Here is a 23,318-nt window from a genome sequence, read left to right on the forward strand (position 1 = left end):
GCGCGGCACCGCGCCGCGTTTCCATTCACCAGCGTTCGCCCACAGCCATGCACCTGCCGCGCCCTCCGCTGCCCACCTACGACGACGTTGCCGAAGCGGCCCATCGCCTCAAGGGCATGGCACACCGCACGCCGGTGCTGAGTTCCAGCACGTTGGATGCGCTGCTCGGAGCGCAGGTGTTCTTCAAGTGCGAAAACCTGCAGCGCATGGGCGCGTTCAAGTTCCGCGGCGCGTTCAACGCACTGGTGCAGTTCAGCGACGCGCAGCGCCAGCGCGGAGTGATCGCGTTCTCGTCGGGCAACCATGCGCAGGCCATCGCGCTGTCGGCGCGGCTGCTGGAGATTCCCGCAGTCATCGTCATGCCGGAGGATGCGCCGCTTGCAAAGATAGCCGCCACGCGCGGCTACGGCGCCGAGGTGGTCACCTACAACCGCTTCACCGAAGACCGCGAGGCCATCAGCCGCCGCCTGGCCACCGAGCGCGGCATGACGCTGATTCCGCCCTTCGACCACGCCCACGTGATCGCCGGCCAGGGCACGGTGGCCAAGGAGCTGTTCGAGGACGTGCCGCACCTGGACTACCTGTTCGTGCCGCTGGGCGGCGGCGGCCTGCTGTCGGGCTGCCTGCTGGCAGCGCGCGAACTGGCGCCGCAGTGCAAGGTGGTCGGCGTGGAGCCCGAGACCGGCAACGACGGACAGCAGTCCCTCAACGCAGGCCACGTGGTGCGCATCGACACACCGCAGACGATTGCCGACGGTGCACAGACGCAGGCACTGGGCGCGCTCACCTTCCCCCTCATCCACGCCGGCGTTTCTGACATCGTGACCGCCACCGATGCGCAGCTCATGAGCGCGATGCACTTCTTTGCCGAACGCATGAAGATCGTGGTCGAGCCCACGGGCGCGCTGGGACTGGCGGGCGCGTGCCATGGCGGCGTGCGGCTGCGGGGCAAGCGCGTGGGCGTCGTCATCAGCGGCGGCAACGTGGACATGACCCGCTACGCACAGCTGCTGACCGCGGCGTCGGCAGATTGACCTGAGGCGGATGGGCCGCTGGCCGGCGGTGCGTCGGCGCTGCCCGCGCGCAGGGGCTTGGCGCCAGAGTGCAAAATTCCGGTCTCGATCTTTTTTTCTACCCCAATAAGAGGCACCAGCCCATGAGCAACGTCCACGTCATCGACCACCCCCTGGTACAGCACAAGCTGACCCTGATGCGCAAGAAGGACGCCAGCACCAACAGCTTCCGCCGCCTGCTGGGCGAGCTGTCCACCCTGATGGCTTACGAAGTCACGCGCGACATGCCGCTGCAGGACATCCAGATCGAAACCCCCCTGGAGACCATGACCGGCAAGGTCATCGACGGCAAGAAGCTCGTGCTCGTGTCCATCCTGCGCGCGGGCAACGGCTTCCTGGACGGCATGCTCAACGTGGTGCCGGGCGCGCGCATCGGCCACATCGGCCTGTACCGCGACCCGGACACGCTGCAGCCGGTCGAGTATTACTTCAAGATGCCCTCCGAGATGGCCGAGCGCGACATCATCGTCGTGGACCCGATGCTCGCCACCGGCAACTCCGCCGCCGCGGCCGTCGCGCGCCTCAAGCAACTGCAGCCGCGCTCGATCAAGTTCGTGTGCCTGCTGGCTGCACCCGAGGGCGTGGCCACGCTGCAAAAGGCCCACCCCGACGTGCCCATCTACACCGCCGCCATCGACCGCGAGCTCAACGACCACGGCTACATCCTGCCCGGCCTCGGCGATGCGGGTGACCGCATCTTCGGCACCAAGTAACGCGCTGGCGACAGGGCCTGCCCCGGCCCTGGCCGCGCCGGTCGCTCCTACTTCAGACCATTTCGGACGATTTCGGACGTCGGCTACTGAGGCACCACCTGACCCACCGTGGCCGATGGCGCGGCCTGGCCCGCGGGTAGCGCCGGGCCGCCCGCGGCCTGCGCGTCGCGCCAGCCGGCCATGAGGTCATTGGCCATGGCCTGCAGCAACCGCTTTTCCCGCTCATCGAATGCGCGCGGCGCGGTGTCCATCAGGCACAGCGTACCCAGCGCATGGCCCGCCGCGTCGCGCAGCGGAACGCCCGCGTAAAAGCGCAGACCCTGCTCGCGCAGCGCCGGATTGCCGGCAAAGCGCGCATCCCGCGCAATGTCGAGCACCACCAGCGACCGCTGCCGCGCCACCACATGCCCGCACAGCGACAGGCCGCGCGGCAGGCCCTGACCCGCCGAGCAGGCCTGCCCCCCGCCGGCCGCCAACGGGCCGTGCGCACACAGCGTGACCTGCCGCTCGCGATCCACCAGCGACACCATCGCCAACGGTACGTCGAAGATGTCGGCCGCGCGCTGGGCCGTGTGCTGGCACAGCTGCTGCAGCGCGGGGCTGTCCAGCACGCCGCTGGCCTGCAGGGCGCGCAGGCGCGCCTCGTCGTCCGCGGGAATGGGCGCGGGGGTGTAAGCGCCTTCTACGCTGGCGCCCTGCAGCGGCGCCACCTGGGCCAGGGTTTCCTCCAGCGACAGCGCCAGCGCGTCGGCGCCCAGTTGGGCACTCAGCTCGTCTTGCGGCTGGGACTGCACCCCACCCCACAGCGCCAGCACGATGTGCACATGCGGCCAGCGGCGCTTGAGCCTGCGGCACAGGTGCCGCGCGGCGGCGGTGGGCTCGGGCGCGAGCCACACCACGCAGACCACGCGCACGGCGTCCAGGTCCAGGCCATCCAGATGTTCGGCGCTCATGGCGCCCTCCACGCGCGCCAGCGCCGGGCAATGCTGCAGCGACAGCGCATGCGCCAGCATGCGCGCCGCGAACAGGTCTACCTCCCACTTGCCGCCCAGGCACACCACCGGCTCTTGCGCAGCGGCGTCGGGCACCGGGTACTGCTCCTCCAGCTCGTCCAGCAGCGCGTCCATGCCTTCGACCAGGCGCAGGCGGTGCTCGGGCGTGGCCACCTGCGCATGGTCGCCCACGGCCATGCGCAGCACGGGCACGCCCACCTGGCCGTAGAAAGCGGGCACGGCGCCCTTCAGGGCCTCGATGCGGGTGGTGCTCAACTCGATGGCCTCCGCCGCGTCGCCCGCCAGCAGTCGCTGGTAGATGCGCGTGGGCTCGTCCAGCACCGGCCGGCTGCCCAGCAGCACCTCCAGGAAGGCCAACTGCGGCAGGTAGCGGCCGATCACCAGCAGGCACACGGTGAGCGGCGTGGACATGATGAGCCCCACCGGCCCCCACAGCGCCGCCCAGAAGGTGGCCGCCACGATGAGCGACAGCGCCGACAGCCCGGTGCTGGACCCATACAGCCAGGGCTCGATGACGTTGTTGCTCACCAGTTCCAGCAGCACGATGAGGCCGAGCGTCCACAGCACCAGATCCCAGCCCGGGTCCACCGCGAAAGCGAGGGTGAGCGGAAACGCCGCAGCGATGAACGGCCCCAGGTAGGGCACGAAGCGCATCACCGCGGCCAGCGACCCCCACAGCACGGCACCGGGCACGCCGATGAGCCACAGGCCCGCCGCCATGGGAATGCCGTAGGTCACGTTGACCAGCAACTGCATGGTCAGGTAGCGCGTGATGCGGTCGCCCGCCTCGTCCATGGCATCGGTGGCGCGGTGCAGATTGCCCCCCCACAGGCGCAGCAGGCGGTCGCGCAGGTCTACACGGTCCAGCAGGATGAAGATCACGAACACCAGCACCAGGCCCGCCTGGGTGAGCGGCCCACTGACCGCCGAGAGCGCGGCCATAAGCTGGTTGGCGGGCGACAGCACGGGCGGCTGCACCTGCACCTTTTGCACGGCCGGCGCGCGCGTGGCACCCGACAAGGCGGGAGCGGCCGCCTCCACCTCGCGCTGCACGATGTCGAAGGTGCGCTTGGCGCCGTCGAACATGCCGGGCGCGCGCAACTCCTGGCGCAGGCTGCGCAGCTTCTTGCGGATGGTGCTCTGGTAGGAGGGCAGCTGCGCGCTCAGCTCGCGCGCCTCGTTACCCACGAACAGCGCCCCCACGCCCAGCACCATCAGCATGGCCATCACCACCGCGATGACCGAGGGCAGGCGCGGCAGGCCCATGCGCTTGAGCTGCGCCACCAGCGGCTCCAGCACGAAGCTCAGCAGGAACGCCAATGCCAGCGGCACCAGCAGCGTACGGCCGAAGTACAGGCCCGCGACCACCAGCGCCGCGATCACCAGGCCGATCATGAATCGCAGGCTGGGCACCGTGGCGTCCATGGCCGTGGCGGTGTGCACGGTGCGCTGCGGCGGATAGCCCGAAGCGGTGGCGCCGCGCGCCGCCCCCGCATCCCTGGCCGGCCTGGAATCGGTCGGCTCCTGCGGCCCGCTGTTGCCCATGGCGTTGTCCCCTTGCATCGCTTCTCGAAGTCGTGTCCGGCGCGTATTGTCCGCTGCGCGGCCCCGCGCCCCTGTAGGCGGCAGCCGCCACAGACTGCACGCGGGCGGGCGGGCGGTTGACAGCGCACGCCGTGCACCGCGCCGCCCGTAAGGCGCTCCACACTACCGATCAATGACCTAAAATAGCCCCAGAGCGCTTGCAGCAAGCGCGACCAGCTATCAAAATAAAAGCGCCTCTGCCGCACCGCCCCGTCGGCACGCACCTACCGGTCTACCCGAACAAAACCACCGCGCCGCCGCCTTGACCGCCACCGCCACTCCCCTGATTGCCGCCGGCACCCTGCTGGGCGGCATCGGCCTGTTCCTGCTGGGCATGACCATGCTGACCGACGGGCTCAAGCTGGCGGCCGGGCGCGCGCTGGAGCGCATCCTGGCCGCCTGGACGCGCACGCCGCTGCACGGGCTGGTGACCGGGGTGGCGCTCACGGCGCTGGTGCAATCGTCCACCGCCATGACGGTGGCGGCCATCGGTTTCGTCAATGCGGGGTTGCTGGGCTTCAGCTCCGCGCTGTGGGTGGTGTTCGGCTCCAATCTGGGTTCATCGGTCACCGGCTGGCTCGTCGCGTGGCTAGGCTTTGCGGTGAAGGCCGATGCCTTCGCCCTTCCGTTCATCGGCATCGGCATGGCGCTGCAAATCACCGGCAGCGGCACGCGGCGCGGTGCGCTGGGCCAGGCGGTGGCGGGGTTCGGCGTGCTGTTCCTGGGGATCGAACTGCTGCGCAACGGCTTCACCGGGCTGGGTCCGCAGGCGCTGCCACCGCTGTCCAGCGACCTGCCGGGCCTGGCGCTGGCAGTGCTCATCGGCCTGGGCATGACGGTGGTGTTGCAGGCCTCGTCGGCCACGCTGGCGGTGGTGCTGACGGCCGTGGCGGGCGGCTCGCTGGCGGTGGAAGTGGGCGCGGGCGTGGTCATCGGCGCCAACGTGGGCACCACGCTCACGGGCATCCTGGCCGCCATCCACGCCACGTCCAACGCGCGGCGCCTGGCGGCGGCACACGTGCTGTTCAACGTGGTGACGGCCGCGGCGGCCCTGGCGCTGCTGTCGCCCCTGCTCACGGCCATCCATCATCTGGGCGTATGGCTCACGGGTGAGGGAGACGCAGTGACGCAGCTCGTGATCTTCCACACCGCGTTCAACCTGCTGGGCGTGCTGCTCATGTGGCCGCTGTCGGGGCCGCTCGCGCGCTTTCTGCTGGCACGCTTTCGCTCGGCGGACGAAGACGTGGCCCGTGCGCAGTTCCTGGACCACAACGTGGCCGCCGTGCCCGCGCTGGCCCTGCAGGCGCTGCGCCGCGAGATGGCGCGCGTAGGCCACCTGGCACTGCAGCTGGCGTCGGATGCCACCCGCATGGCGCCCGTCGCCCTGCCCTGGCAACCGGCCGGCGCACAGGCCGCGAGCCAGCTCACGCGCCAGTTGCAGGCGCTGGAGCAGCTACAGCAGCAGGTGGGCGCGTTTGTGAGCGACGTGAGCCGCCAGCCGCTATCGCGCGACGTGGCCGACCAGATGCCCGAGCTGCTGCGCATTGCGGGCTACTACGACACGCTGGCGCGTGTCATGCACCAGGTGGGCCAGCAGGCGCTGCGCGTCACGCACCCCGCAACGGTGGCGCCCACCACGCCCGAAGGCCACCCCCTGGCCGCGCTGCCCCTGGCCTTCACCGCGGCGCTGGATTTCTTTGCCGCCGCTAATCCCAAGGCCCACGACCTGGACCAGGTGAACACCGCACAAGCCGTGTTCGACGCGGCGTATGAAGCCGCCAAGGCCGCCGTGCTGCGCGCGGGTGCCCAGGGCTTGCTGGAAGTGACGGCCGTGCACGAGTGGACGGGCCTGCTGGGCGACCTGCGCCGCGCCGTGGAACAGGCCCACAAGGCCGCGCAGCATCTGGCGGCACTGCCGCGTCTCAAACCCACCCCGCCCGCCAACGGCCCGGCAAGCGTTACGCCCGGTGCCGAGTGATCTGCGGAAGCAGATCAGGCAAAAAAGCGCCTAAAGCGCCCTCGCATACTGCGCTGGCAGCTATATAAAGCATAGCAATCTGAGCACATCCGTACGGCTGCACTCCCAACGGGTGTTCCGTCATGGGCCGGCGCACTGTTGCGTTATGGCACACGGCTGCGCCGCTGCGGCACAGCCGCGGCACGCCCCACCGCCCCCTTCCCTCTGTCGCCGTGCTGGCACGGCGCTTGCACTGAGGCACTGCCGCCGCCGCATCGGTGGCATTCCTTCACAAGCATTCAGGAGACACCACATGAACATGGCCGAAATCGCCAGCCTTGGCATCGCCAACCCCTACAAGCAGCAGTACGGCAACTACATCGGCGGGCACTGGGTGGCGCCCGTGGACGGGCAGTACTTCGAGAACATCTCGCCCATCAACGGCCAGAAGTTCACGGCCGTGCCACGCTCCAACAGCAAGGACATCGACGCCGCACTGGACGCCGCCCACAAAGCCAAGGCCGCGTGGGGCCGCACCTCGACCACCGAGCGCGCCAACATCCTGAACCGGATCGCCGACCGCATGGAGGCCAACCTGCTGCAGATCGCCGTGGCCGAGACCATCGACAACGGCAAGCCGCTGCGCGAGACCATGGCGGCCGACATTCCGCTGGCCATCGACCACTTCCGCTACTTCGCCGGCGCGGTGCGCGCGCAGGAGGGCGGCATCAGCGAGATCGACGCCGACACCATCGCCTACCACTTCCATGAGCCGCTGGGCGTGGTCGGGCAGATCATTCCGTGGAACTTCCCCATCCTGATGGCGGTGTGGAAACTCGCCCCCGCGCTGGCTGCGGGCAACTGCGTGGTGCTGAAACCCGCGGAGCAGACGCCCGCCTCCATCCTGGTGCTGATGGAGATCATTGGCGACCTGCTGCCGCCGGGCGTGGTCAATGTGGTCAACGGCTTTGGCCTGGAGGCCGGCAAGCCGCTGGCCTCCAGCAACCGCATCGCAAAAATAGCCTTCACCGGCGAGACCACCACGGGCCGGCTGATCATGCAGTACGCCAGCCAGAACATCATTCCCGTGACGCTGGAGCTGGGCGGCAAGAGCCCCAACATCTTCTTTGAGGACGTGATGTCCGCCGACGACGGCTTCTTCGACAAGGCGCTGGAAGGCTTTGCGATGTTCGCGCTGAACCAGGGCGAGGTCTGCACCTGCCCCAGCCGCGCGTTGATCCAGGAATCGATCTACGAGCGCTTCATGGAGCGCGCGCTCAAGCGCGTGGCCGCCATCCAGCAGGGCCACCCGCTGGACAAGAACACCATGATCGGCGCCCAGGCCTCGCAGGAGCAACTGGAAAAGATTCTTTCTTACCTGGACCTGGGCAAGCAGGAAGGCGCCCAGTGCCTCATCGGCGGCGCGCGCAACACCGCCCTGGGCGGCGACCTGGCCGGCGGCTACTACGTGCAGCCCACGGTGTTCAAGGGACACAACAAGATGCGCATCTTCCAGGAAGAAATCTTCGGGCCCGTGGTCTCGGTGACCACCTTCAAGACCGAAGAAGAGGCGCTGGAGATCGCCAACGACACGCTCTACGGCCTGGGCGCGGGCGTGTGGAGCCGTGATGGCGCGCGCGCCTTCCGCATGGGCAAGGGCATCCAGGCCGGGCGCGTGTGGACCAACTGCTATCACCACTACCCCGCGCACGCCGCGTTTGGCGGCTACAAGCAGTCGGGCATCGGTCGTGAGAACCACAAGATGATGCTGGACCACTACCAGCAGACCAAGAACCTGCTGGTGAGCTACACCCAGCAGCCGCTGGGCTTCTTCTAAGCCCATACAGCGCCCCCACTGGCCGTCCCAGCGGGGGCGGCTGGTGCACGGGGGCTCCCCTTGCGTTCATTTGCACAGAGAAGGAGGTTTATCCCATGCCAGCCAAGACAATGAAAGCCGCCGTGGTCCGTGAATTCGGCAAGCCGCTGACGATCGAAGAGGTGCCCGTGCCCGCCCCCACCGCCGACCAGATCCTGGTGAAGATCGAGGCCTCGGGCGTGTGCCACACCGACCTACACGCCGCCGAGGGCGACTGGCCCGTCAAGCCCAATCCGCCCTTCATCCCGGGGCATGAGGGCGTGGGCTTCGTCGCCGCCGTGGGCGCCAACGTCAAGCATGTGAAGGAAGGCGACCGCGTGGGCGTGCCCTGGCTGCACTCGGCCTGCGGCTGTTGCACGCACTGCCTGGGCGGTTGGGAGACGCTGTGCGAGTCGCAGAGCAACACGGGGTATTCGGTCAACGGCGGTTTTGCCGACTACGCGCTGGCCGACCCCAACTACGTGGGCCACCTGCCGAAAGACGTGGGCTTCGTGGACATCGCCCCCGTGCTGTGCGCCGGCGTGACCGTGTACAAAGGCCTGAAGGTGACCGACACCAAGCCCGGCGACTGGGTGGCGATTTCCGGCATTGGCGGCCTGGGCCACATGGCCGTGCAGTACGCCCGCGCCATGGGGCTGAACGTGGCTGCGGTGGACGTGGACGACGACAAGCTCGCGCTGGCCCGCCAGCTGGGCGCCAGCGTGACGGTGAACGCGCGCGACACCGACCCGGCCGCCTTCCTGCAAAAGGAGATCGGCGGCGCGCACGGTGCGCTGGTCACGGCCGTGTCGCCCAAGGCCTTCGAGCAGGCGCTGGGCATGGTGCGGCGTGGCGGCACGGTGTCGCTCAACGGGTTGCCGCCGGGCAACTTCCCTCTGCCCATCTTCGACATGGTGCTGCGCGGCGTGACCGTGCGCGGCTCCATCGTCGGCACGCGTCTGGACCTGCAGGAGTCGCTGGACTTCGCCGCGCGCGGCCAGGTGAAGGCCACGGTGCGCACCGAGAAGCTGGAGAACATCAACGACGTGTTCGCGCGCATGCACAAGGGCCAGATCCAGGGCCGCGTGGTGCTGGACATGGCGGCCTGACGCCGCGGCACAGGCAACGCCATGACCACGCCAGCGCCGCCCGCCACCCGCGTGTCGGCCACGCCCGAGGCCACGGCGCTCATCAAGCGCCTGGTGGCCCAGCACGGCCCGCTGATGTTCCACCAGTCGGGCGGCTGCTGCGACGGCAGCGCGCCCATGTGCTTTGCCCGCGGGGAGTTCCTGCTGGGCGGTGCCGACGTGCTGCTGGGCGAGATCGCCGGGCAGCCGTTCTACATGAGCCGCTCGCAGTTCGCGTACTGGGAGCACACGCACCTCCTCATCGATGCGGTACCGGGCGGCGGGGGCATGTTCTCGCTCGAAGGGCCCACGGGCATGCGCTTTCTCACGCGCTCACGGCTGTACACCGACGAGGAATGGGCCGCCATCGAAGCGCTGGGGCCGCCGCCAACGGGCGGCCAGTGACGCTCTTGTTGGGCCTGTTAGCACTATGGAAGGGGATCCCCTCCCATAGTGTTAGCAGGTCCTGGTGTTGCTCTTTATTTAATAGCTGCTCGCGCTGTATCGGCGGCGTTTTTCAGGTCAATTTCGGCTGAATCTCCCGCCCGACCAGCGCAAAGCGCTCCTTTTTCAGGAGCGACACGACTGCGCGCGCAGGTAGCGGTACACCGTGTTGCGCGACACGCCCAGCGCGCGCGCGGCGGCGGAGACATTGCCCGCGTGCGCATCCAGTGCCTGCTGCAGCGCATGGGCCGCCACATCGCCCAGCGGCCGCACGCTGGCCGGGGCCGGGGCCGGGGCCGGGGCCGGGACCGCGGCACGCGCGCCGTCCGCTGGCGGCACCGCTGGCTGAGAGAACGCCTGCGCCACCACGCGGCCCTGCTGCGCCAGCGCCTCGCATTCCTCCAGGAAGTCCTCCGGCAGGTGCGCGCACGTGATCGCGTCCGCGCCCTCGGCCAACAGCGCCGCCGTGCGCAGCACGTTGGACAGCTGGCGCAGGTTGCCCGGCCAGGCGTGGGCGGCGAACAGCGCCATCACCTCGGGCGCCACCGGTATGGGGCTGTCTGCGGCGGGAGAGTCATGCTGGGCGCGCAGCAACCGCTGCACGATCACCGCCAGGTCCGTGCGCTCGCGCAGCGCAGGCAGTCGCACCACCAGGCCGTTCAGCCGGTAGTACAGGTCGTCACGGAACTGGCCGTCGGCCATCATGGCGCGCAGGTTGCGGTGCGTGGCGCAGACCACGTTCACGTCCACCTCGATCTGCCGCGTGCTGCCCAGAGGCGCCACGCTGCGCTCCTGCAGCACGCGCAGCAGCCGCGCCTGCATGGCGAGCGGCATGTCGCCAATCTCGTCCAGGAACAGCGTGCCGCCGTGTGCCTGCACGATCTTGCCCACGCTGCCCTTGCGCCGCGCGCCGGTGAAGGCGCCCTCTTCGTAGCCGAACAGCTCGGCCTCGATCAGCGACTCGGGAATGGACGCGCAGTTCACCGCCACGAAGGGCCCTCGCGCGCGCGGGCCGTCGTTATGGATGGCACGCGCCAGCAGCTCCTTGCCGGTGCCCGTCTCACCCAGGATCATCGTGGGCACGCCACGCCCCAGCAGCCGCGTGACGCGCTCGATCACCTGCGCCAGCTGGGCATCGCCCGTGTCCAGGTAGCGCAGGCTGGACAGGCCGGGGGTCGCAGCAGGCCGCGCGCGCGGCGGCGGGGCCGCGGCCGGGCCGTCCGGGCACACCGGCAGCGTGACGCCGCCGCGTGGCGCAAACTCCACCTGTGCGTGCACCGACACGCCTGCCGGCAGTTGCAGCGCCAGCAGCGTGGGCACCGAGCGGCGCGCATGCTCCAGCAGCGCGCCCATCGACAGGCCGAACAGCGAGGTGAAGGTGTGTGCCGCCAGCGCCGGTCCCGACAACCCCAGCTGGAACTGCGCGCTGCGGTTGGCCGCCAGAAAGCGCCCCTGCGGGGTAAACGCCGCCAGCCCTTCCATGAGCGTGCCCAGGAACTCCGCGCGCGCATGAAAGCGCAGGCGCACGGCATCCTCGTACACCTTGCCGAAGAGGTGGTTCTCCACCATCGCGGCGGACATGCGCACCAGCGCCAGCGTGTGGGCGCTGTGGCCGCGGCGGTCGCCGCTCACGTCCAGCGCGCCGAGGATCTGCCCCTGCGGATCCAGGATGGGAGCGCATGAACAGGTGAGGAACTGGTTGGCTTCCAGGTAATGCTGGCGCCCGTTGATCTGCACCGCATCGCCCAGGGCCAGCGCCGTACCAATGGCGTTGGTGCCCTTGCTGCGCTCCGACCAGCCCGCACCGGGCTGCAGGGCCACGCGGCCGGCGCGGTCCAGGAAGGCATCATCGCCCTCGGCATGCAGGATCACCCCCTGCGCGTCGGTCAGCATCACCATGCTCTGCGTGCCGCGCAGCTGCTGCGCCAGGGTTTCCATGACGGGGCGCGCATGGGCGCACAGGGCCTCGTTGCGTGCCACGGTCCAGGCCAGGGTCTGGCGGTCCAGCAGGTGCAGGTCGGCCTGCTCATGGGGCTGCAGCCCGAACGACTGCGAGCGGGCGTGGGCCTGGGCGACGACGCCTGCCGTGGTCAGCGCCAGCGCGGCACCCGCGGAAGGATGCGCGCCGGGCGTTGCGGTGCGGTGCATGGTGTCTCCTATGCAAGCTATGCGCTGCACGGCACGCGGCCAGGCGGCGCTTTGGGACCGCACGATAGCATCAACGGCCGCTGACGAGCCCAGCAACCGCGGCGGGCACGCAGGCATGGGGCTGCGCCCACGCGTGGGCCAACGCCTGCAGGGCAGTGCCTGCGTCCTGCTCCAGCTTGAGCGCCAGCAGCCCGTCGGCCCGTGTACGCCCCTGGTTGACCGCTGCCACGGGGAGGCCGGCATCGACCGCCGCCTGCACGAACCGAAAGCCCGAATACACCATAAGCGACGAGCCCACGACGAGCACCGCGTGCGAGCGTGCCAGCGCCGCGCGCGCGGCCTCCACACGCTCGCGCGGCACGCTCTCGCCAAAGAACACCACGTCGGGCTTGAGCAGGCCGTTGCCGCAGTGCGCGCAGGAAGGCACATCGAAGCCGCCGAAATCCAGCCCCTCCAGATCGGCGTCCCCATCGGGCGCGGCGCCGGCCTGCAGCGCCACCCATTCGGGGTTGCGCCGCTCCAGTTCGTGTTGCAACGCGGCACGCGGCGCACGCATGCCGCAGTCCATGCACAGCACGGTGTCGATGCGCCCGTGCAGGTCCAGCGTGCGCTGGCTGCCCGCTGCGCTGTGCAGGCCGTCCACGTTCTGGGTCAACAGCAGTTCGATACGGCCCGCCGCTTCCAGCGCAGCCAGCGCACGGTGCGCAGAACCGGGCTGGGCGCGGCCCATCACCCGCCAGCCCAGCAGGCTGCGCGCCCAGTAGCGCCGGCGCGTGGCTTCATCGCCCATGAAGGCCTGGAAGGTGACGGGCTGGGGGCGCTTCCATTCACCGTTGTGGTCGCGGTAGTCGGGAATGCCCACCTCCGTACTGCAGCCCGCGCCCGTGATGACGAACAACCGCGGGTGGCGGCGCACGAAGTCATACAGCGCGTCAACGTTGGCGGCAGCTTGCATCACAGCCCCTCAGTCCATGCCGGGCGCGATGCTCTCGGCGTAGTCGTACACCGCGCCCAGAATAGCCTCGGTGCGTTCGTCATCAGCCTCGGCACCCAGCGTGTCCAGGCGCTCGAACAGCGCGTCGAACGTCAGCCCGCCGCCCTCGCCCTCCACCAGCATGGCGACGCGGTGCGACTCCCAGCGCTCCTGCTCCTCGGGCGAGAGCGTGTGCGGGAAGTTGCGCGCACGGTAGCGCCAGACCAGCTCGGCCAGGCGCGCGTCGTCAAAACCCAGGCGCTCGTGCGCCAGCTCTTCGCCGGGCAATGCGCGCAGACGGTTCAGGCGGCGGCGGTCCTCATTGCCCACGAAGCCCCCGTACAGGTCCTGGTCCACATCCAGCGGCCCCTCCGCAGGGCGCTGGAACACCTGGGCCCACACGGCTGTCAGGTCGGGCAACGCGCGCGCCGCGGCGGCATGCAGCGCGGCCTGTGGCAGGTCGATGCCCCAGCGCTGCGCCATGGCCGGCGTGAGCGTATTGAGGTTACCCACCACCATCGGCGACTTGTTCAGATGCACGCTCTTGAGCGGCAGGCGCGTCACGCCCTCGGGCAGGTCGGCTGCGCGCGTGAACAGGCGCGTGCGGATCTCGTCAGCGGACAGCCGTGCCAGCTCGGAAGGGTCTTGCGCCAGGTCCCAGGCCAGCAGCTCATTCTTGTTGGTCGGATGGCTGGCCAGCGGCCACATCACGGCCAGGCAGCCGCGTTCGGCGGGGAACATGCCCGAGACGTGCAGGAACGGCCGTGCCTCCTGCGCCGTGGTGGGCAGGCGCAGCTCAGCCGCCACGCGGTCCTTCTTGTGCAGGGACAGCGCGAAGTCGAACAGCCGGGGGTTGCGTGAACGGATGAGCCGCGCCAGTGCGATGGTCGCGCGCACATCCGACAGCGCGTCATGCGCGGCCTCGTGCGCCAGGCCGTTGGCCTTGGACAGATGCTCCAGGCGGAAGCTGGGCTTGCCGTCCACCTCGGGCCACTCGATGCCCTCGGGGCGCAGCGCGTAGGTCAGGCGCACCACATCCAGTAGGTCCCAGCGGCCGCACTGGTTCTGCCACTCGCGCGCATAGGGGTCCATGAGATTGCGCCAGAACATGAAGCGCGTGATCTCGTCGTCGAAACGGATGGTGTTGTAGCCCACGCCGATGGTGCCGGGCAGCGCCATCTCGGCCTCGATGCGGGCGGCGAATTCGCGCTCGGGCAAACCCTTTTCCAGGCACAGCTGGGGCGTGATGCCGGTGATCAGGCACGACTGCGGATCCGGCAGATAGTCGTTGGCCGGGCGGCAGTAGATCATCAGCGGCTCGCCGATCTCGTTGAGCTCGGCATCGGTGCGGACGGCGGCGAACTGTGCGGGGCGGTCGCGGCGCGTGTTGGCGCCAAAGGTTTCGTAGTCGTGCCAGAGAAAAGTGTGCATGAGGAAGAAGTTGCAGCCGGAAACAGTGCCAGGGCGAAGTATGCATGGCAGGCCGGCACAATGGCCGCATGCGTTTTCTCTTCATGCCCGACACCCTCGCCCGGCGCCGCGCCGCCGCCTCCGCACTGGGCCTGACAGCACTGGCGGGGTGCGCCTCCGCTCCACCAGCGCCCCCCGCCGTAGCGGCTCCATCCGCTGCACCCAGCGCCCCTGCGCCCGCGCCGGTTATCCCCCAACTGCCGTCGCCCGCAGCGCCCACCACCCCGGCGCCTGCCCCGGCAGCATCCACCATGGAACCGGCGAGCACGCCGGTCGCGCCGGCGGCGCCCGACACCACCGCAACCACGCTGGCCGGCTTCCACGCCTGGGTGAGCGCCTTTGCACGCGAGGCGCTGGCCGCCGGTATCCGCCCGCAGACCGTGGCCGCCACCCTGGGCCAGGCGCAGTGGCAACCGCGCGTAGTGGAGTTGGACCGTGCCCAGCCCGAATTCACCCGCCCGCCCTGGGCCTACCTGGACAGCGCAGTGTCACCCCAGCGTATTGCGCAGGGACGCGAGCAGCGCCGCCAGTACGCCGACGCGCTGGACGCGGCAGCGCAGCGCTACGGCGTGCCCGCCAGCGTGGTCACGGCCATCTGGGGCATGGAGAGCAACTATGGCCGCAACTTCGGCAGCTTCCGCACCGTGGATGCGCTGGCCACCCTCGCCTACGACGGGCGCCGCAGCGCCTGGGCCCAGCGCGAGCTGCTGGCCGCGTTGCGCATCGTGGACCAGGGCGACATCGCGGCCGACGCGCTCATCGGCTCCTGGGCCGGGGCCATGGGGCACACGCAGTTTCTGCCCTCGGTGTTCCTTGCCCACGCGGTGGATGCCGACGGGGACGGCCGGCGCGACATCTGGGGCAGCGTGCCCGACGTGGTGGCGTCCACCGCCAACTTCCTGGCCCATTCGGGCTGGAAGAACGGCGAGCCGTGGGGCGCCGAAGTGCTGCTGCCGCCCGGCTTCGACTACGCACGCGCCGAACTGAGCGTGCGCCAGGCCAGCAGTGACTGGGCCGCTGAAGGGGTGCGCGGCGTGGGTGGCGCGGAGCTGCCGCCGCTGCAGGACGCCTCCGTCCTTACCCCGGCAGGCGCGCGTGGTCCCGCCATCCTGGTCGGGCCCAACTTCCGCGCGCTGCTGCGCTACAACAACTCGGTGAACTACGCCCTGGCCGTCGGCCTGCTGGCACGGCAGATCGACGGCGGCGCGGGCCTGGCATCCGCCTGGCCGCGCGAACTGCAGCCTCTGTCGCGCAGCGAAGTACGCGCGCTGCAGGAGGCGCTGAACGCACGCGGCCTGGACACCGGCACGCCCGACGGCGTGGCAGGGCCTGCCACGCGCGCCGGGGTGCGCCGCTATCAGCAAAGTGTGGGCTTGCCCGCCGACGGCTATGCCACGCGCGAACTATTGCAGCGACTGCTGACGCCCTGAGCCGGCGTCCCCCGTTGTTTTTACTCCTTTTTGATAGCTACTAGCGCTTTCTGCATGGGCGCTAGAGCCTGATTTCATCAAGATCGCCGCTTCACTCGAAGCCACGACCCTCGCCCGCCTCCTCGTGGGTCACGCCGTCGCGTATGTGGTAGATGCGCTTGAAGGTGGGGATGATCTTCTCGTCGTGCGTGACGACGATGATGGCCGTCTCCAGGCGCCGCGCCATGTCGTTCAGGATGCGGATCACCGCCATGGCACGTTGCGAATCCAGCGGCGCCGTGGGCTCGTCGGCCAGGATCACCGGCGGGCGGTTGACCAAGCCTCGGGCGATGGCCACACGCTGCTGCTCGCCGCCCGACAGTTGCGATGGCATGGCCGTGGCGCGGTGCTGCACGTCCAGGGCCGTGAGCAACTCCAGTGCGCGGCGGCGCGCCTCGTCGTTGCGCACGCCGGCCAGCATGGGCAGCAGCGCCACGTTGTCGGTGGCATCCAGAAACTGGATCAGGTACGGCGCCTGGAACACGAAGCCGATCTGGTCGCGGCGCAGCGCGCGCAGGTCGGGTACTTGCCAGCCGTCGTCATAGATCACCGTATCGCCCAGCGTCATGCGGCCCGACGTGGGGTCGATCACCGCGCCCAGGCACTTGAGCAGCGTGCTCTTGCCCGAGCCGGACGGGCCGATCAGGCCCACCACCTCACCCGGTGCAACGTGCATGTTCACGTCCTTGAGGGCGAGGAACGCCGTGTCGCCGGAGCCGTAGCGCTTGGTCAGGCGCTCGATGTGGATCCCTTTCCTGCTCATTGCTGCGTCCTCACCCTATCGCCTCGGCCGGATCGACCCGCAGCGCCATGCGGATGGCCACCACGCTGGAGAGCACGCAGATCGCCAGCACCGCGATGAACCCCGCCACCGTATCGAACGGCACCAGCAGCACATATTTGGGAAACAGCGGCGCGGCAAAGGTGGCCGTGATCTTGCCGACGACGAAGCCGATCACGCCCAGCACCAGCGCCTGCTGCAGGATCATCCAGGCGATGGTGCGGTTGCGCGTGCCGATGAGCTTGAGCACGGCAATCTCGCGGATCTTGTCCATCGTCAGCGTGTAGATGAGAAAAGCCACGATGGCCGCACTGACCAGCGCCAGGATTACCAGGAACATGCCGATCTGCTTGGCCGATGTGGCGATGAGCTTGCCCACGAGGATGCCTTCCATCTGCGCCCGGTCATACACCGTGAGCCGTTTCCAGCGGCGGATGGGCTCGGCCACTTCCTGGGATGTGAAGCCCGGCTGCATGCGCACCAGCACGGCATTCACATAGCTGTTGCTGGTTTGCGAGGCCACCACCGCATCCAGCAGGTCGGGAACGCCGGGGCGGTTGAAGGCCGGGTTGGCCTCGGTGCGGCGGCGCTGCATGAGGATGGCGTCGTTGTCCTTGAGAAACTGCGCCTCCTGCGCATCTTTCAACGGTATGAACACCATCGGGTCGCCGCTGGACGAGACCATGCGCCGCGTGAGGCCCACCACCGTGTAGTGGTTGCGCCGGATCTTCAGCACATCGCCCAGACGCACGCCGGCCGCCACGTCGGCGACGGCCTCGTAATGGCCGCGCGTGATCTGGCGCCCCGCCACCAACTGCGGTGGCCAGCCGGGCGCGCCTGGGCCGCTCGCGGTGATGCCCACCACCATGGAGCGCACATCCTTGTCGCCGTGGCCCACCTGCATGGTCAGGTAGGTGATGTTGGCGGCCTGCGCCACGCCCGGCATGGCGCGGATGCCGCGCCACAGGTCGTCGGGCACGCTGGAGGATTCCGCGTAGGGGCCCAGCGTGTCTTTCTGCACCACCCACAGGTCGGCGCCGCTGTTGTCCAGCAGCACCTTACCGTCGTCCACCATGCCGCGGTAGACGCCCGCCATGGTCAGCGTCACGCCGATCAGCAGGCCCAGGCCAATGCCTGTGAAGACGAACTTCCCCCAGGCATGCAGAATGTCGCGCCCTGCCAGGCTGATCAAGGCGCCACCCCGGCAATGCGCTCGACCACGTGCACGCGGCTGCGCGCCGTGAGCGCCCTCTCGCTGTACACCACGATGGAGTCGCCCACGGCCAGCCCGTCCAGCACCTGCACATGGCCGTCGAGGTCCGCACGGCCCAGGCGTACCTGCGCAAACTGCGGCTTGCCACCGACCAGCTTCCACACGCCGCGCTGCCCGTCCACGAAGCGGATGGCCGCATTGGGAATGGTGGGCGCTTCGGGCAGTGCCGGCAGGCGCACGGTGACCTCGGCCAGTTCACCGACGGGGGGCAGCGGTGTAACCGGTGCATCGAAGACGATCTTGGCCAGCGTCTCCTCTGTCACCGCGTCCGCCAGGGGCTCGACGCGCAGCACGCTGCCGACCAGGTTGTCCCCGCGGCGCGAGCGCAGCACCACCTCGGCCGGCAGCCGGGCCGCCAATCCTTGGGCGGTGATCTGGTCAAAGCGCGTGTCGATCCACAGGCTGGCCGGGTCGATGAGCTTCACCACCGCCTGCCCCGCCACCACGGTCGTACCAGGGTCGGCATCGCGCGCAGCCACCATCCCGGCCACGGGCGCCACCAGCCGCAGGTTGCCACGCTGCGCGCGCAATGCCTGCAAGTCAGCGCGCAGACGGCTCGCATCCTCGCGGGCAGCGGCGAGCGCGGCGTCTGCCACGGCCAGTTCCTGCTGCTTGGTGGCGTAGCTTTCCTCGCTGGTGCCGCGCACCGCCACCAGTTTCCCGTAGCGCTGGTGCTGGGTCTGCGCATAGCTCTGCCTGGCCTCTGCCTGGCGCAGCGCGGCCTCGGCGCTCTTGATGGCCGCCTGCTGTGCGCGCAGGCGGTCGTCCAGGTCCACCGGGTCCATCTCGCCCAGCACCTGCCCGGCCTCAACCCTGTCGCCCACCTGCACGTCCAGGCGCTGCACGCGCCCCGCGAAGGTGGGGCCGATCTTGTACAGATACCGCGCCTGCACCGTGCCGATGCCCGAGAGTGCCGGGGCAATGGCGCGCGATTGCACGCTGCCCAGCGTGACCGCCACGGGCGCCAGCGGCCCCGAACGCAGAGCGACATAGACGAACAGCGCCACCAGCGGCGCAATGACGGCGATCAGCGCCAGCGTGCGGCGCTGCAGACGGGGAAACTTCATAGCGCTCTTCCGATGCCGCGGCGGTAAATGGCAAACACGCCCTGCGCATCGTGGCGCATGCGCTGCACGTCGCCCGCGAGCAGCGACTGCATCACCAGCCCCTGCACGGTGCCGATGAACAGCACGGCAGCGGCCTGCGCATCCAGTTGCGGGTCCAGCTCGCCCGCGGCCTTGCCGGCCTCCAGCAGCCCGCGCAGGCGCTCGCCGTAGGCCGCGATCAGGGTCTGCACCATCTGCTTGGGCAGGGTTTGGCCGGGCCGCTGGAGCTCCCCAAAGATGAGGCGTGGCACACCAGGGCGCTCGCACACGAAATGAATGTGCGCCATGAACACAGCCTCCAGCGCCGCCAGGGGAGAGGCTGCCCCATCCGCGGCCGCGTCCACGCGCGCCATGAGACGCTGCGCCACCCACGACATCACCGCCTGCAGGATGGCGTCCTTGGACGCGAAATGCCGAAACAGTGCCCCCTGCGTCACGCCCATATGCTGGGCAATGGCGGTGGTGGTGATGTCGCTGGGGTTCTGCTGGGCCGCCAGATCGACCACGGCCTCCACCGTGGCGGTGCGCCGTTCGTCGGCGGGCAGGTACTTGGACAGCTCATTCATGCAATCACCAAAAGAAAGTAATTTATTACTATCTTATCGATAAACACGTTCGGCACAAGGCACCTACGCTTCCGGAAGCAGTCAGCACCTCAAACCGCACGCCAGCGCCCTGGCAGGTTGCTCTCGTTTCAATAGCGGCAATAGAGTCACAGTCCTTGGTGCGGTTGCAGGTATGCGTGCTCATCGCCCGCGACCGTATGGGCCAGGCACTGGACTTCGTGACGGGAGTCGGCCCGGTGACCAAGGCCCAGTTGCGCGAAGGCCTGTAGTTGGAGCTCTCCGATGATGCGCTGCTGGTCAGTGACGCCAACGCTATGTGCTACCACTTTGCCGCCGAGGCCAGCATTACGCATGAAGCCATGATCTCTCTCAGGGTGCTCACGTTAACGGGGCCGTCCACGTACAGATCGTCAGTGCTATCACAGCCGCCTGCGCCAGTGGCTGTTGCGATTTCACGGCGTGGCCACACGCTGTTTACCCCACTACCTCGGCTGGCGGCACACCCTGGGCACCCATAGCCCGCCTACCCGCAGGCCTTGTTGCAGGCGGCTATCTGCCTTTTTTTACTCAATGGAGACATAGTCATAAAAAAAGGCCGCATGGGCGTCCCCTACGGCCTTCTGAGTCATGACAACGCCGGTGCTCTGCTTAACGCGCCAATGCCATGGACACGCCCATGCCTCCACCAATGCACAGCGCGGCCAGGCCCTTCCTGGCATCGCGGCGCTGCATTTCGTGCAGCAGGGTCACCAACACGCGGCAGCCCGAGGCACCGATGGGGTGACCGATGGCGATGGCGCCGCCATTCACGTTGACCTTGGCGGGATCGATGCCGAGCTCCTTGTTCACCGCGCACGCCTGGGCAGCGAAGGCCTCGTTGAGTTCGAACAGATCCACATCGCCCACGCTCCAGCCCGCGCGCTGCAATGTCTTGCGGGATGCCGGCACCGGGCCCATGCCCATGGTGGCGGGGTCCAGTCCGCTGGTGCCGTAGGCCGCAATGCGGGCCAGCGGTTGCAGGCCCAGGGCCGCAGCCTTGGTGGCACTCATCACCACCACGGCGGCCGCACCGTCATTGATGCCCGAGGCATTGCCCGCCGTGACCGAGCCGGCCTTGTCGAAGGCGGGGCGCAGGCCAGCCAGAGCTTCGGCACTGGTTTTGCGGTTGAGATATTCGTCTGCCGCGAATATGACGGGGTCGCCCTTCTTCTGCGCAAGTGTCACAGGCACGATCTCGTCCGTGAAGCGCCCTGCGTCCTGGGCGGCGGCGGCCTTTTGCTGGCTGGCCAGGGCCAGCGCATCCTGCATCTCGCGCGTGATGCCGTGCTGCCTGGCCACGTTCTCGGCCGTGATGCCCATGTGGTACTGGTTGTACACGTCCCACAGGCCGTCGACGATCATGGTGTCGACCAGCTTCCAGTCGCCCATGCGCTGGCCTTCGCGCGAGCCATTGAGCACGTGCGGTGCCAGGCTCATGTTCTCCTGGCCGCCAGCCACGACGATCTCGCTGTCGCCCGTCGCCACGGCCTGGGCGGCCAGCATCACAGCCTTGAGACCCGAGCCGCACACGGCGTTGATGGTGAGCGCGGGCGTCTCCTGGGCCAGCCCCGCCTTCATCATGGCCTGGCGGGCCGGGTTCTGGCCGCAGCCGGCCGCAAGCACCTGGCCCATGATGACCTCGCCCACCTGCTCGGGGGCGACGCGGGCGCGTGCCAGCGCCTCGCGGATGACGATGGCGCCCAGATCGGTCGCGGGGGTCTTGGCCAGTGCGCCGCCAAACTTGCCCACGGGCGTGCGCACGGCGGAAACGATGACGATGTCTTCCATGGTGTGTCCTTTCGGGAGTGGCACCTGCCGGCTGCACGGCCGCAGGCCAGCAGCCATTGTCTGTCGGCCCGGTGTCAGGACTATTGCGTAGTCACCCCGCAGCGCGCCGCAACGCCGCTCCGGGAGCGTGCGGCGCCGGCCTCAGGCCTTTTGCTGCACGTAGCGCCCTGGCGCGGGTTCGATGGCCTTGAACTTCGGCGCCTTTCCATAGGCCTTGGGTGCGGCGATCTGCCGACCGGCGTGGCCGTGCAGCCATGCGCACCAGTCGTCCCACCAACTGCCGGGCAGTTCGGTGGCCCCAGCCAGCCATGCATCCAGCGTGGCGGGCAGTTGCCCATCCTCGCGCAGCCAGTGGCTGCGCTTTTTCTTGGCGGGCGGGTTGATGACCCCCGCGATATGGCCCGACGCGCCCATCACGAAACGCTTGTCCCCCGGCAATACTTGCGTGGAGGCGTAGGCCGCGCCGATCGGCACGATGTGATCCTCGCGCGAGCCGTAGATGTACACAGGCAGCTGGACCTGGGTCAGGTCGAGTGGCTCGCCGCACACGGTGAGCCGCCCCGGCCGGATGAGGTTGTTCTCCAGGTAGAAGTTGCGCAGGTACCAGGCGTAGTACGGCCCAGGCAGGTTGGTACTGTCGCTGTTCCAGTACAGCAGGTCGAAGGGCGGCGGCGTCTCGCCCTTGAGGTAGTTGCCTACCACGTAGTTCCACACCAGGTCGTTCGGGCGCAGAAAGCTGAAGGTGGATGCCAGGTCCTGGCCCTTCATGAGCCCGCCCTGCCCCATCTGCAGTTCGCGCATGCGCACGAAGCCTTCGTCGATGAACACGTCGAGGATCCCGGTGTCGGCAAAATCGATCAGCGTGGTCAGGAAAGTGCAGCTGGCCACAGGCTCCTCGCCACGCGCCGCCAGCACCGCGAGCGCCGTGGCCAGCATGGTGCCGCCCACGCAAAAGCCCAGGGCGTTGATCTGCTTGGCGCCAGCGATCTGCTGCACGGTGGCGATGGCCGTGAGCACGGCCTCGTCGATGTAGTCGTCCCAGGTCTTGTGCGCCAGCGACGCATCGGGGTTGCGCCAGCTCACCACGAAGGTGCGGTGGCCCTGGGCCACGGCATGGCGGATCAGCGAGTTGTCGGGCTGCAGGTCCAGGATGTAGTACTTGTTGATGCACGGAGGCACCATGAGCAGGGGCCGCTCGTACACCTTGGGGGTGAGCGGCTTGTATTCCAGCAGCTGGAACAGCTCGTTCTCGAACACCACGGCACCCTCGGTGGTCGCCACGTTGCGACCCACTTCGAAGCGGCTCTCGTCGGTCATCGAGATATGCCCCTGGCCCAAGTCGTGCAGCAGGTTGGCCACGCCCTTGGCGATGCTCTCGCCGTGCGTTTCCAGGGCTTTTTGCTGCGCGTCCGCGTTGAATACCAGGAAGTTGCTGGGCGCCATGGCGGCCAGCCATTGCTCCACGCTGAAGCGGATGCGTGCGCGGGTCTTGTCGTCGGCCTGCACCGCGTCGGCCAGGCCCATGAGCGCGTGCGCCTGCAACTGGTAGGCCGCGACAGAGAACGCCGACAACGGGTTGTGGGCCCAATTCTCGCCCGCGAACCGGCGGTCATTGCTGAGGGGTGCATCGTCGTGATGCAGCGCATGGCTCCACAGCGCCTGCACCTCTTGCAGGTACCGCTGCTGCACCGCAGCCAGCTTGTCGGGTGCGAAGCCCACCGGGCCGGCAGCTGGCATGGACAGCGCGGCGCCCATTTCTTTGGGCTGCAGGACCTGCAGCATCTGACTCCAGCCCTCGCCCACCATTTGCTGAAACTGCCGGGCGCTGTCGGCCCAGCTGGCGTCGAAATTCGTGCTCATGCAGCCTCCATCGCGGCCCAGGCGCGGGCCCTATGTGTCATTGTTGCCCAGCAGGCAGTGCCGCAGAAAACTGCAGCGC

The 23,318-nt window shown here is 68.8% G+C and carries 17 protein-coding genes and 1 pseudogene; 8 read left to right on the forward strand and 10 right to left on the reverse strand.

All coding sequences use genetic code 11. The features are described from left to right. Positions 1-47: 47 nt before the first annotated feature. Positions 48-1,034 (forward strand): threo-3-hydroxy-L-aspartate ammonia-lyase, encoded by a 987-nt coding sequence (locus tag BA022_RS05770; protein WP_088886845.1) that lies wholly within the window; start codon positions 48-50, stop codon positions 1,032-1,034. Between the two features lie 122 nt (positions 1,035-1,156). After that, positions 1,157-1,786 carry a uracil phosphoribosyltransferase gene (gene upp, locus BA022_RS05775; RefSeq protein ID WP_015913242.1) on the forward strand — a complete coding sequence of 210 codons (630 nt, stop codon included), beginning with the start codon at positions 1,157-1,159 and terminating at the stop codon, positions 1,784-1,786. An 83-nt stretch (positions 1,787-1,869) separates the two neighbouring features. Here upp and BA022_RS05780 read toward each other — a convergent pair whose 3' ends face one another. Beyond that, positions 1,870-4,362, reverse strand: a complete 2,493-nt coding sequence (locus BA022_RS05780) for an AI-2E family transporter (protein ID WP_187306022.1) — start codon at positions 4,360-4,362, stop codon at positions 1,870-1,872. Between the two features lie 283 nt (positions 4,363-4,645). On the opposite strand from BA022_RS05780, the gene BA022_RS05785 reads away from it, so the two are divergent. From BA022_RS05785 to BA022_RS05800, 4 genes are all read left to right on the forward strand, one after another. Next, positions 4,646-6,361, forward strand: a complete 1,716-nt coding sequence (locus BA022_RS05785) for a Na/Pi cotransporter family protein (RefSeq protein WP_088886846.1) — start codon at positions 4,646-4,648, stop codon at positions 6,359-6,361. 292 nt (positions 6,362-6,653) lie between these two features. Then, positions 6,654-8,177, forward strand: a complete 1,524-nt coding sequence (gene adh, locus BA022_RS05790) for an aldehyde dehydrogenase (protein ID WP_088886847.1) — start codon at positions 6,654-6,656, stop codon at positions 8,175-8,177. Positions 8,178-8,272: 95 nt separating this feature from the next. Continuing rightward, the gene (gene adhP, locus BA022_RS05795; protein ID WP_088886848.1) at positions 8,273-9,304 is read left to right on the forward strand and encodes an alcohol dehydrogenase AdhP; all 1,032 of its coding nucleotides are present in this window, start codon (positions 8,273-8,275) and stop codon (positions 9,302-9,304) included. Positions 9,305-9,325: 21 nt separating this feature from the next. Then, positions 9,326-9,727: a DUF779 domain-containing protein gene (locus BA022_RS05800; RefSeq protein ID WP_088886849.1), complete on the forward strand. Its 402-nt coding sequence runs from the start codon at positions 9,326-9,328 to the stop codon at positions 9,725-9,727. Between the two features lie 165 nt (positions 9,728-9,892). Here BA022_RS05800 and BA022_RS05805 read toward each other — a convergent pair whose 3' ends face one another. The 3 genes from BA022_RS05805 to sbcB form a co-directional block, all read right to left on the reverse strand. Next, complete coding sequence (locus BA022_RS05805; RefSeq protein ID WP_088886850.1) at positions 9,893-11,914, reverse strand: sigma-54-dependent Fis family transcriptional regulator; 2,022 nt, start codon at positions 11,912-11,914, stop codon at positions 9,893-9,895. Positions 11,915-11,984: 70 nt separating this feature from the next. Further along, complete coding sequence (locus BA022_RS05810) at positions 11,985-12,869, reverse strand: NAD-dependent protein deacetylase (RefSeq protein ID WP_088886851.1); 885 nt, start codon at positions 12,867-12,869, stop codon at positions 11,985-11,987. A gap of 9 nt (positions 12,870-12,878) precedes the next feature. Then, a complete protein-coding gene (sbcB, locus tag BA022_RS05815) occupies positions 12,879-14,318 on the reverse strand; it encodes an exodeoxyribonuclease I (RefSeq protein WP_088886852.1) in 1,440 nt (479 codons plus the stop codon). A gap of 68 nt (positions 14,319-14,386) precedes the next feature. Here sbcB and BA022_RS05820 point away from each other — a divergent pair, with 68 nt between their 5' ends. After that, a complete protein-coding gene (locus tag BA022_RS05820) occupies positions 14,387-15,787 on the forward strand; it encodes a lytic murein transglycosylase (protein ID WP_187306023.1) in 1,401 nt (466 codons plus the stop codon). A 91-nt stretch (positions 15,788-15,878) separates the two neighbouring features. Here BA022_RS05820 and BA022_RS05825 read toward each other — a convergent pair whose 3' ends face one another. From BA022_RS05825 to BA022_RS05840, 4 genes are read right to left on the reverse strand one after another with little or no spacing between them, the layout of a single operon-like run. Then, positions 15,879-16,589 carry an ABC transporter ATP-binding protein gene (locus BA022_RS05825; RefSeq protein ID WP_088886853.1) on the reverse strand — a complete coding sequence of 237 codons (711 nt, stop codon included), beginning with the start codon at positions 16,587-16,589 and terminating at the stop codon, positions 15,879-15,881. A 10-nt stretch (positions 16,590-16,599) separates the two neighbouring features. After that, the gene (locus BA022_RS05830; RefSeq protein WP_047351218.1) at positions 16,600-17,799 is read right to left on the reverse strand and encodes an ABC transporter permease; all 1,200 of its coding nucleotides are present in this window, start codon (positions 17,797-17,799) and stop codon (positions 16,600-16,602) included. Beyond that, the gene (locus BA022_RS05835) at positions 17,796-18,947 is read right to left on the reverse strand and encodes an efflux RND transporter periplasmic adaptor subunit (protein ID WP_088886854.1); all 1,152 of its coding nucleotides are present in this window, start codon (positions 18,945-18,947) and stop codon (positions 17,796-17,798) included. Before BA022_RS05835 ends, BA022_RS05830 begins: the two co-directional genes overlap by 4 nt. Beyond that, positions 18,944-19,552, reverse strand: coding sequence for a TetR/AcrR family transcriptional regulator (locus BA022_RS05840; RefSeq protein ID WP_088886855.1), 609 nt, complete (start codon positions 19,550-19,552; stop codon positions 18,944-18,946). Before BA022_RS05840 ends, BA022_RS05835 begins: the two co-directional genes overlap by 4 nt. A gap of 361 nt (positions 19,553-19,913) precedes the next feature. Here BA022_RS05840 and BA022_RS19455 point away from each other — a divergent pair. Next, positions 19,914-20,059 (forward strand): annotated as a pseudogene (locus BA022_RS19455) (IS1595 family transposase); the annotation flags it as partial. Positions 20,060-20,200: 141 nt separating this feature from the next. Here BA022_RS19455 and BA022_RS05845 read toward each other — a convergent pair. Together BA022_RS05845 and BA022_RS05850 are read right to left on the reverse strand one after the other, a co-directional pair. After that, positions 20,201-21,379, reverse strand: coding sequence for an acetyl-CoA C-acetyltransferase (locus tag BA022_RS05845; RefSeq protein WP_088886856.1), 1,179 nt, complete (start codon positions 21,377-21,379; stop codon positions 20,201-20,203). Between the two features lie 141 nt (positions 21,380-21,520). Next, positions 21,521-23,239, reverse strand: a complete 1,719-nt coding sequence (locus tag BA022_RS05850) for a PHA/PHB synthase family protein (RefSeq protein WP_088886857.1) — start codon at positions 23,237-23,239, stop codon at positions 21,521-21,523. Positions 23,240-23,318 lie beyond the last annotated feature (79 nt).

It is taken from the genome of Diaphorobacter nitroreducens (genome assembly GCF_002214645.1).
Classification (GTDB): domain Bacteria; phylum Pseudomonadota; class Gammaproteobacteria; order Burkholderiales; family Burkholderiaceae_C; genus Diaphorobacter; species Diaphorobacter nitroreducens.

Coding starts and splice junctions, on each gene's coding strand:
- BA022_RS05840 (WP_088886855.1), bottom strand. CDS start 19,552: ATGAATGAGCTGTCCAAGTACCTGCCCGCCGACGAACGGCGCACCGCC.
- BA022_RS05810 (WP_088886851.1), bottom strand. CDS start 12,869: ATGCAAGCTGCCGCCAACGTTGACGCGCTGTATGACTTCGTGCGCCGC.
- BA022_RS05835 (WP_088886854.1), bottom strand. CDS start 18,947: ATGAAGTTTCCCCGTCTGCAGCGCCGCACGCTGGCGCTGATCGCCGTC.
- upp (WP_015913242.1), top strand. CDS start 1,157: ATGAGCAACGTCCACGTCATCGACCACCCCCTGGTACAGCACAAGCTG.
- adhP (WP_088886848.1), top strand. CDS start 8,273: ATGCCAGCCAAGACAATGAAAGCCGCCGTGGTCCGTGAATTCGGCAAG.
- BA022_RS05770 (WP_088886845.1), top strand. CDS start 48: ATGCACCTGCCGCGCCCTCCGCTGCCCACCTACGACGACGTTGCCGAA.
- BA022_RS05825 (WP_088886853.1), bottom strand. CDS start 16,589: ATGAGCAGGAAAGGGATCCACATCGAGCGCCTGACCAAGCGCTACGGC.
- BA022_RS05805 (WP_088886850.1), bottom strand. CDS start 11,914: ATGCACCGCACCGCAACGCCCGGCGCGCATCCTTCCGCGGGTGCCGCG.
- BA022_RS05780 (WP_187306022.1), bottom strand. CDS start 4,362: ATGCAAGGGGACAACGCCATGGGCAACAGCGGGCCGCAGGAGCCGACC.
- BA022_RS05820 (WP_187306023.1), top strand. CDS start 14,387: ATGCGTTTTCTCTTCATGCCCGACACCCTCGCCCGGCGCCGCGCCGCC.
- adh (WP_088886847.1), top strand. CDS start 6,654: ATGAACATGGCCGAAATCGCCAGCCTTGGCATCGCCAACCCCTACAAG.
- BA022_RS05850 (WP_088886857.1), bottom strand. CDS start 23,239: ATGAGCACGAATTTCGACGCCAGCTGGGCCGACAGCGCCCGGCAGTTT.
- BA022_RS05800 (WP_088886849.1), top strand. CDS start 9,326: ATGACCACGCCAGCGCCGCCCGCCACCCGCGTGTCGGCCACGCCCGAG.
- sbcB (WP_088886852.1), bottom strand. CDS start 14,318: ATGCACACTTTTCTCTGGCACGACTACGAAACCTTTGGCGCCAACACG.
- BA022_RS05845 (WP_088886856.1), bottom strand. CDS start 21,379: ATGGAAGACATCGTCATCGTTTCCGCCGTGCGCACGCCCGTGGGCAAG.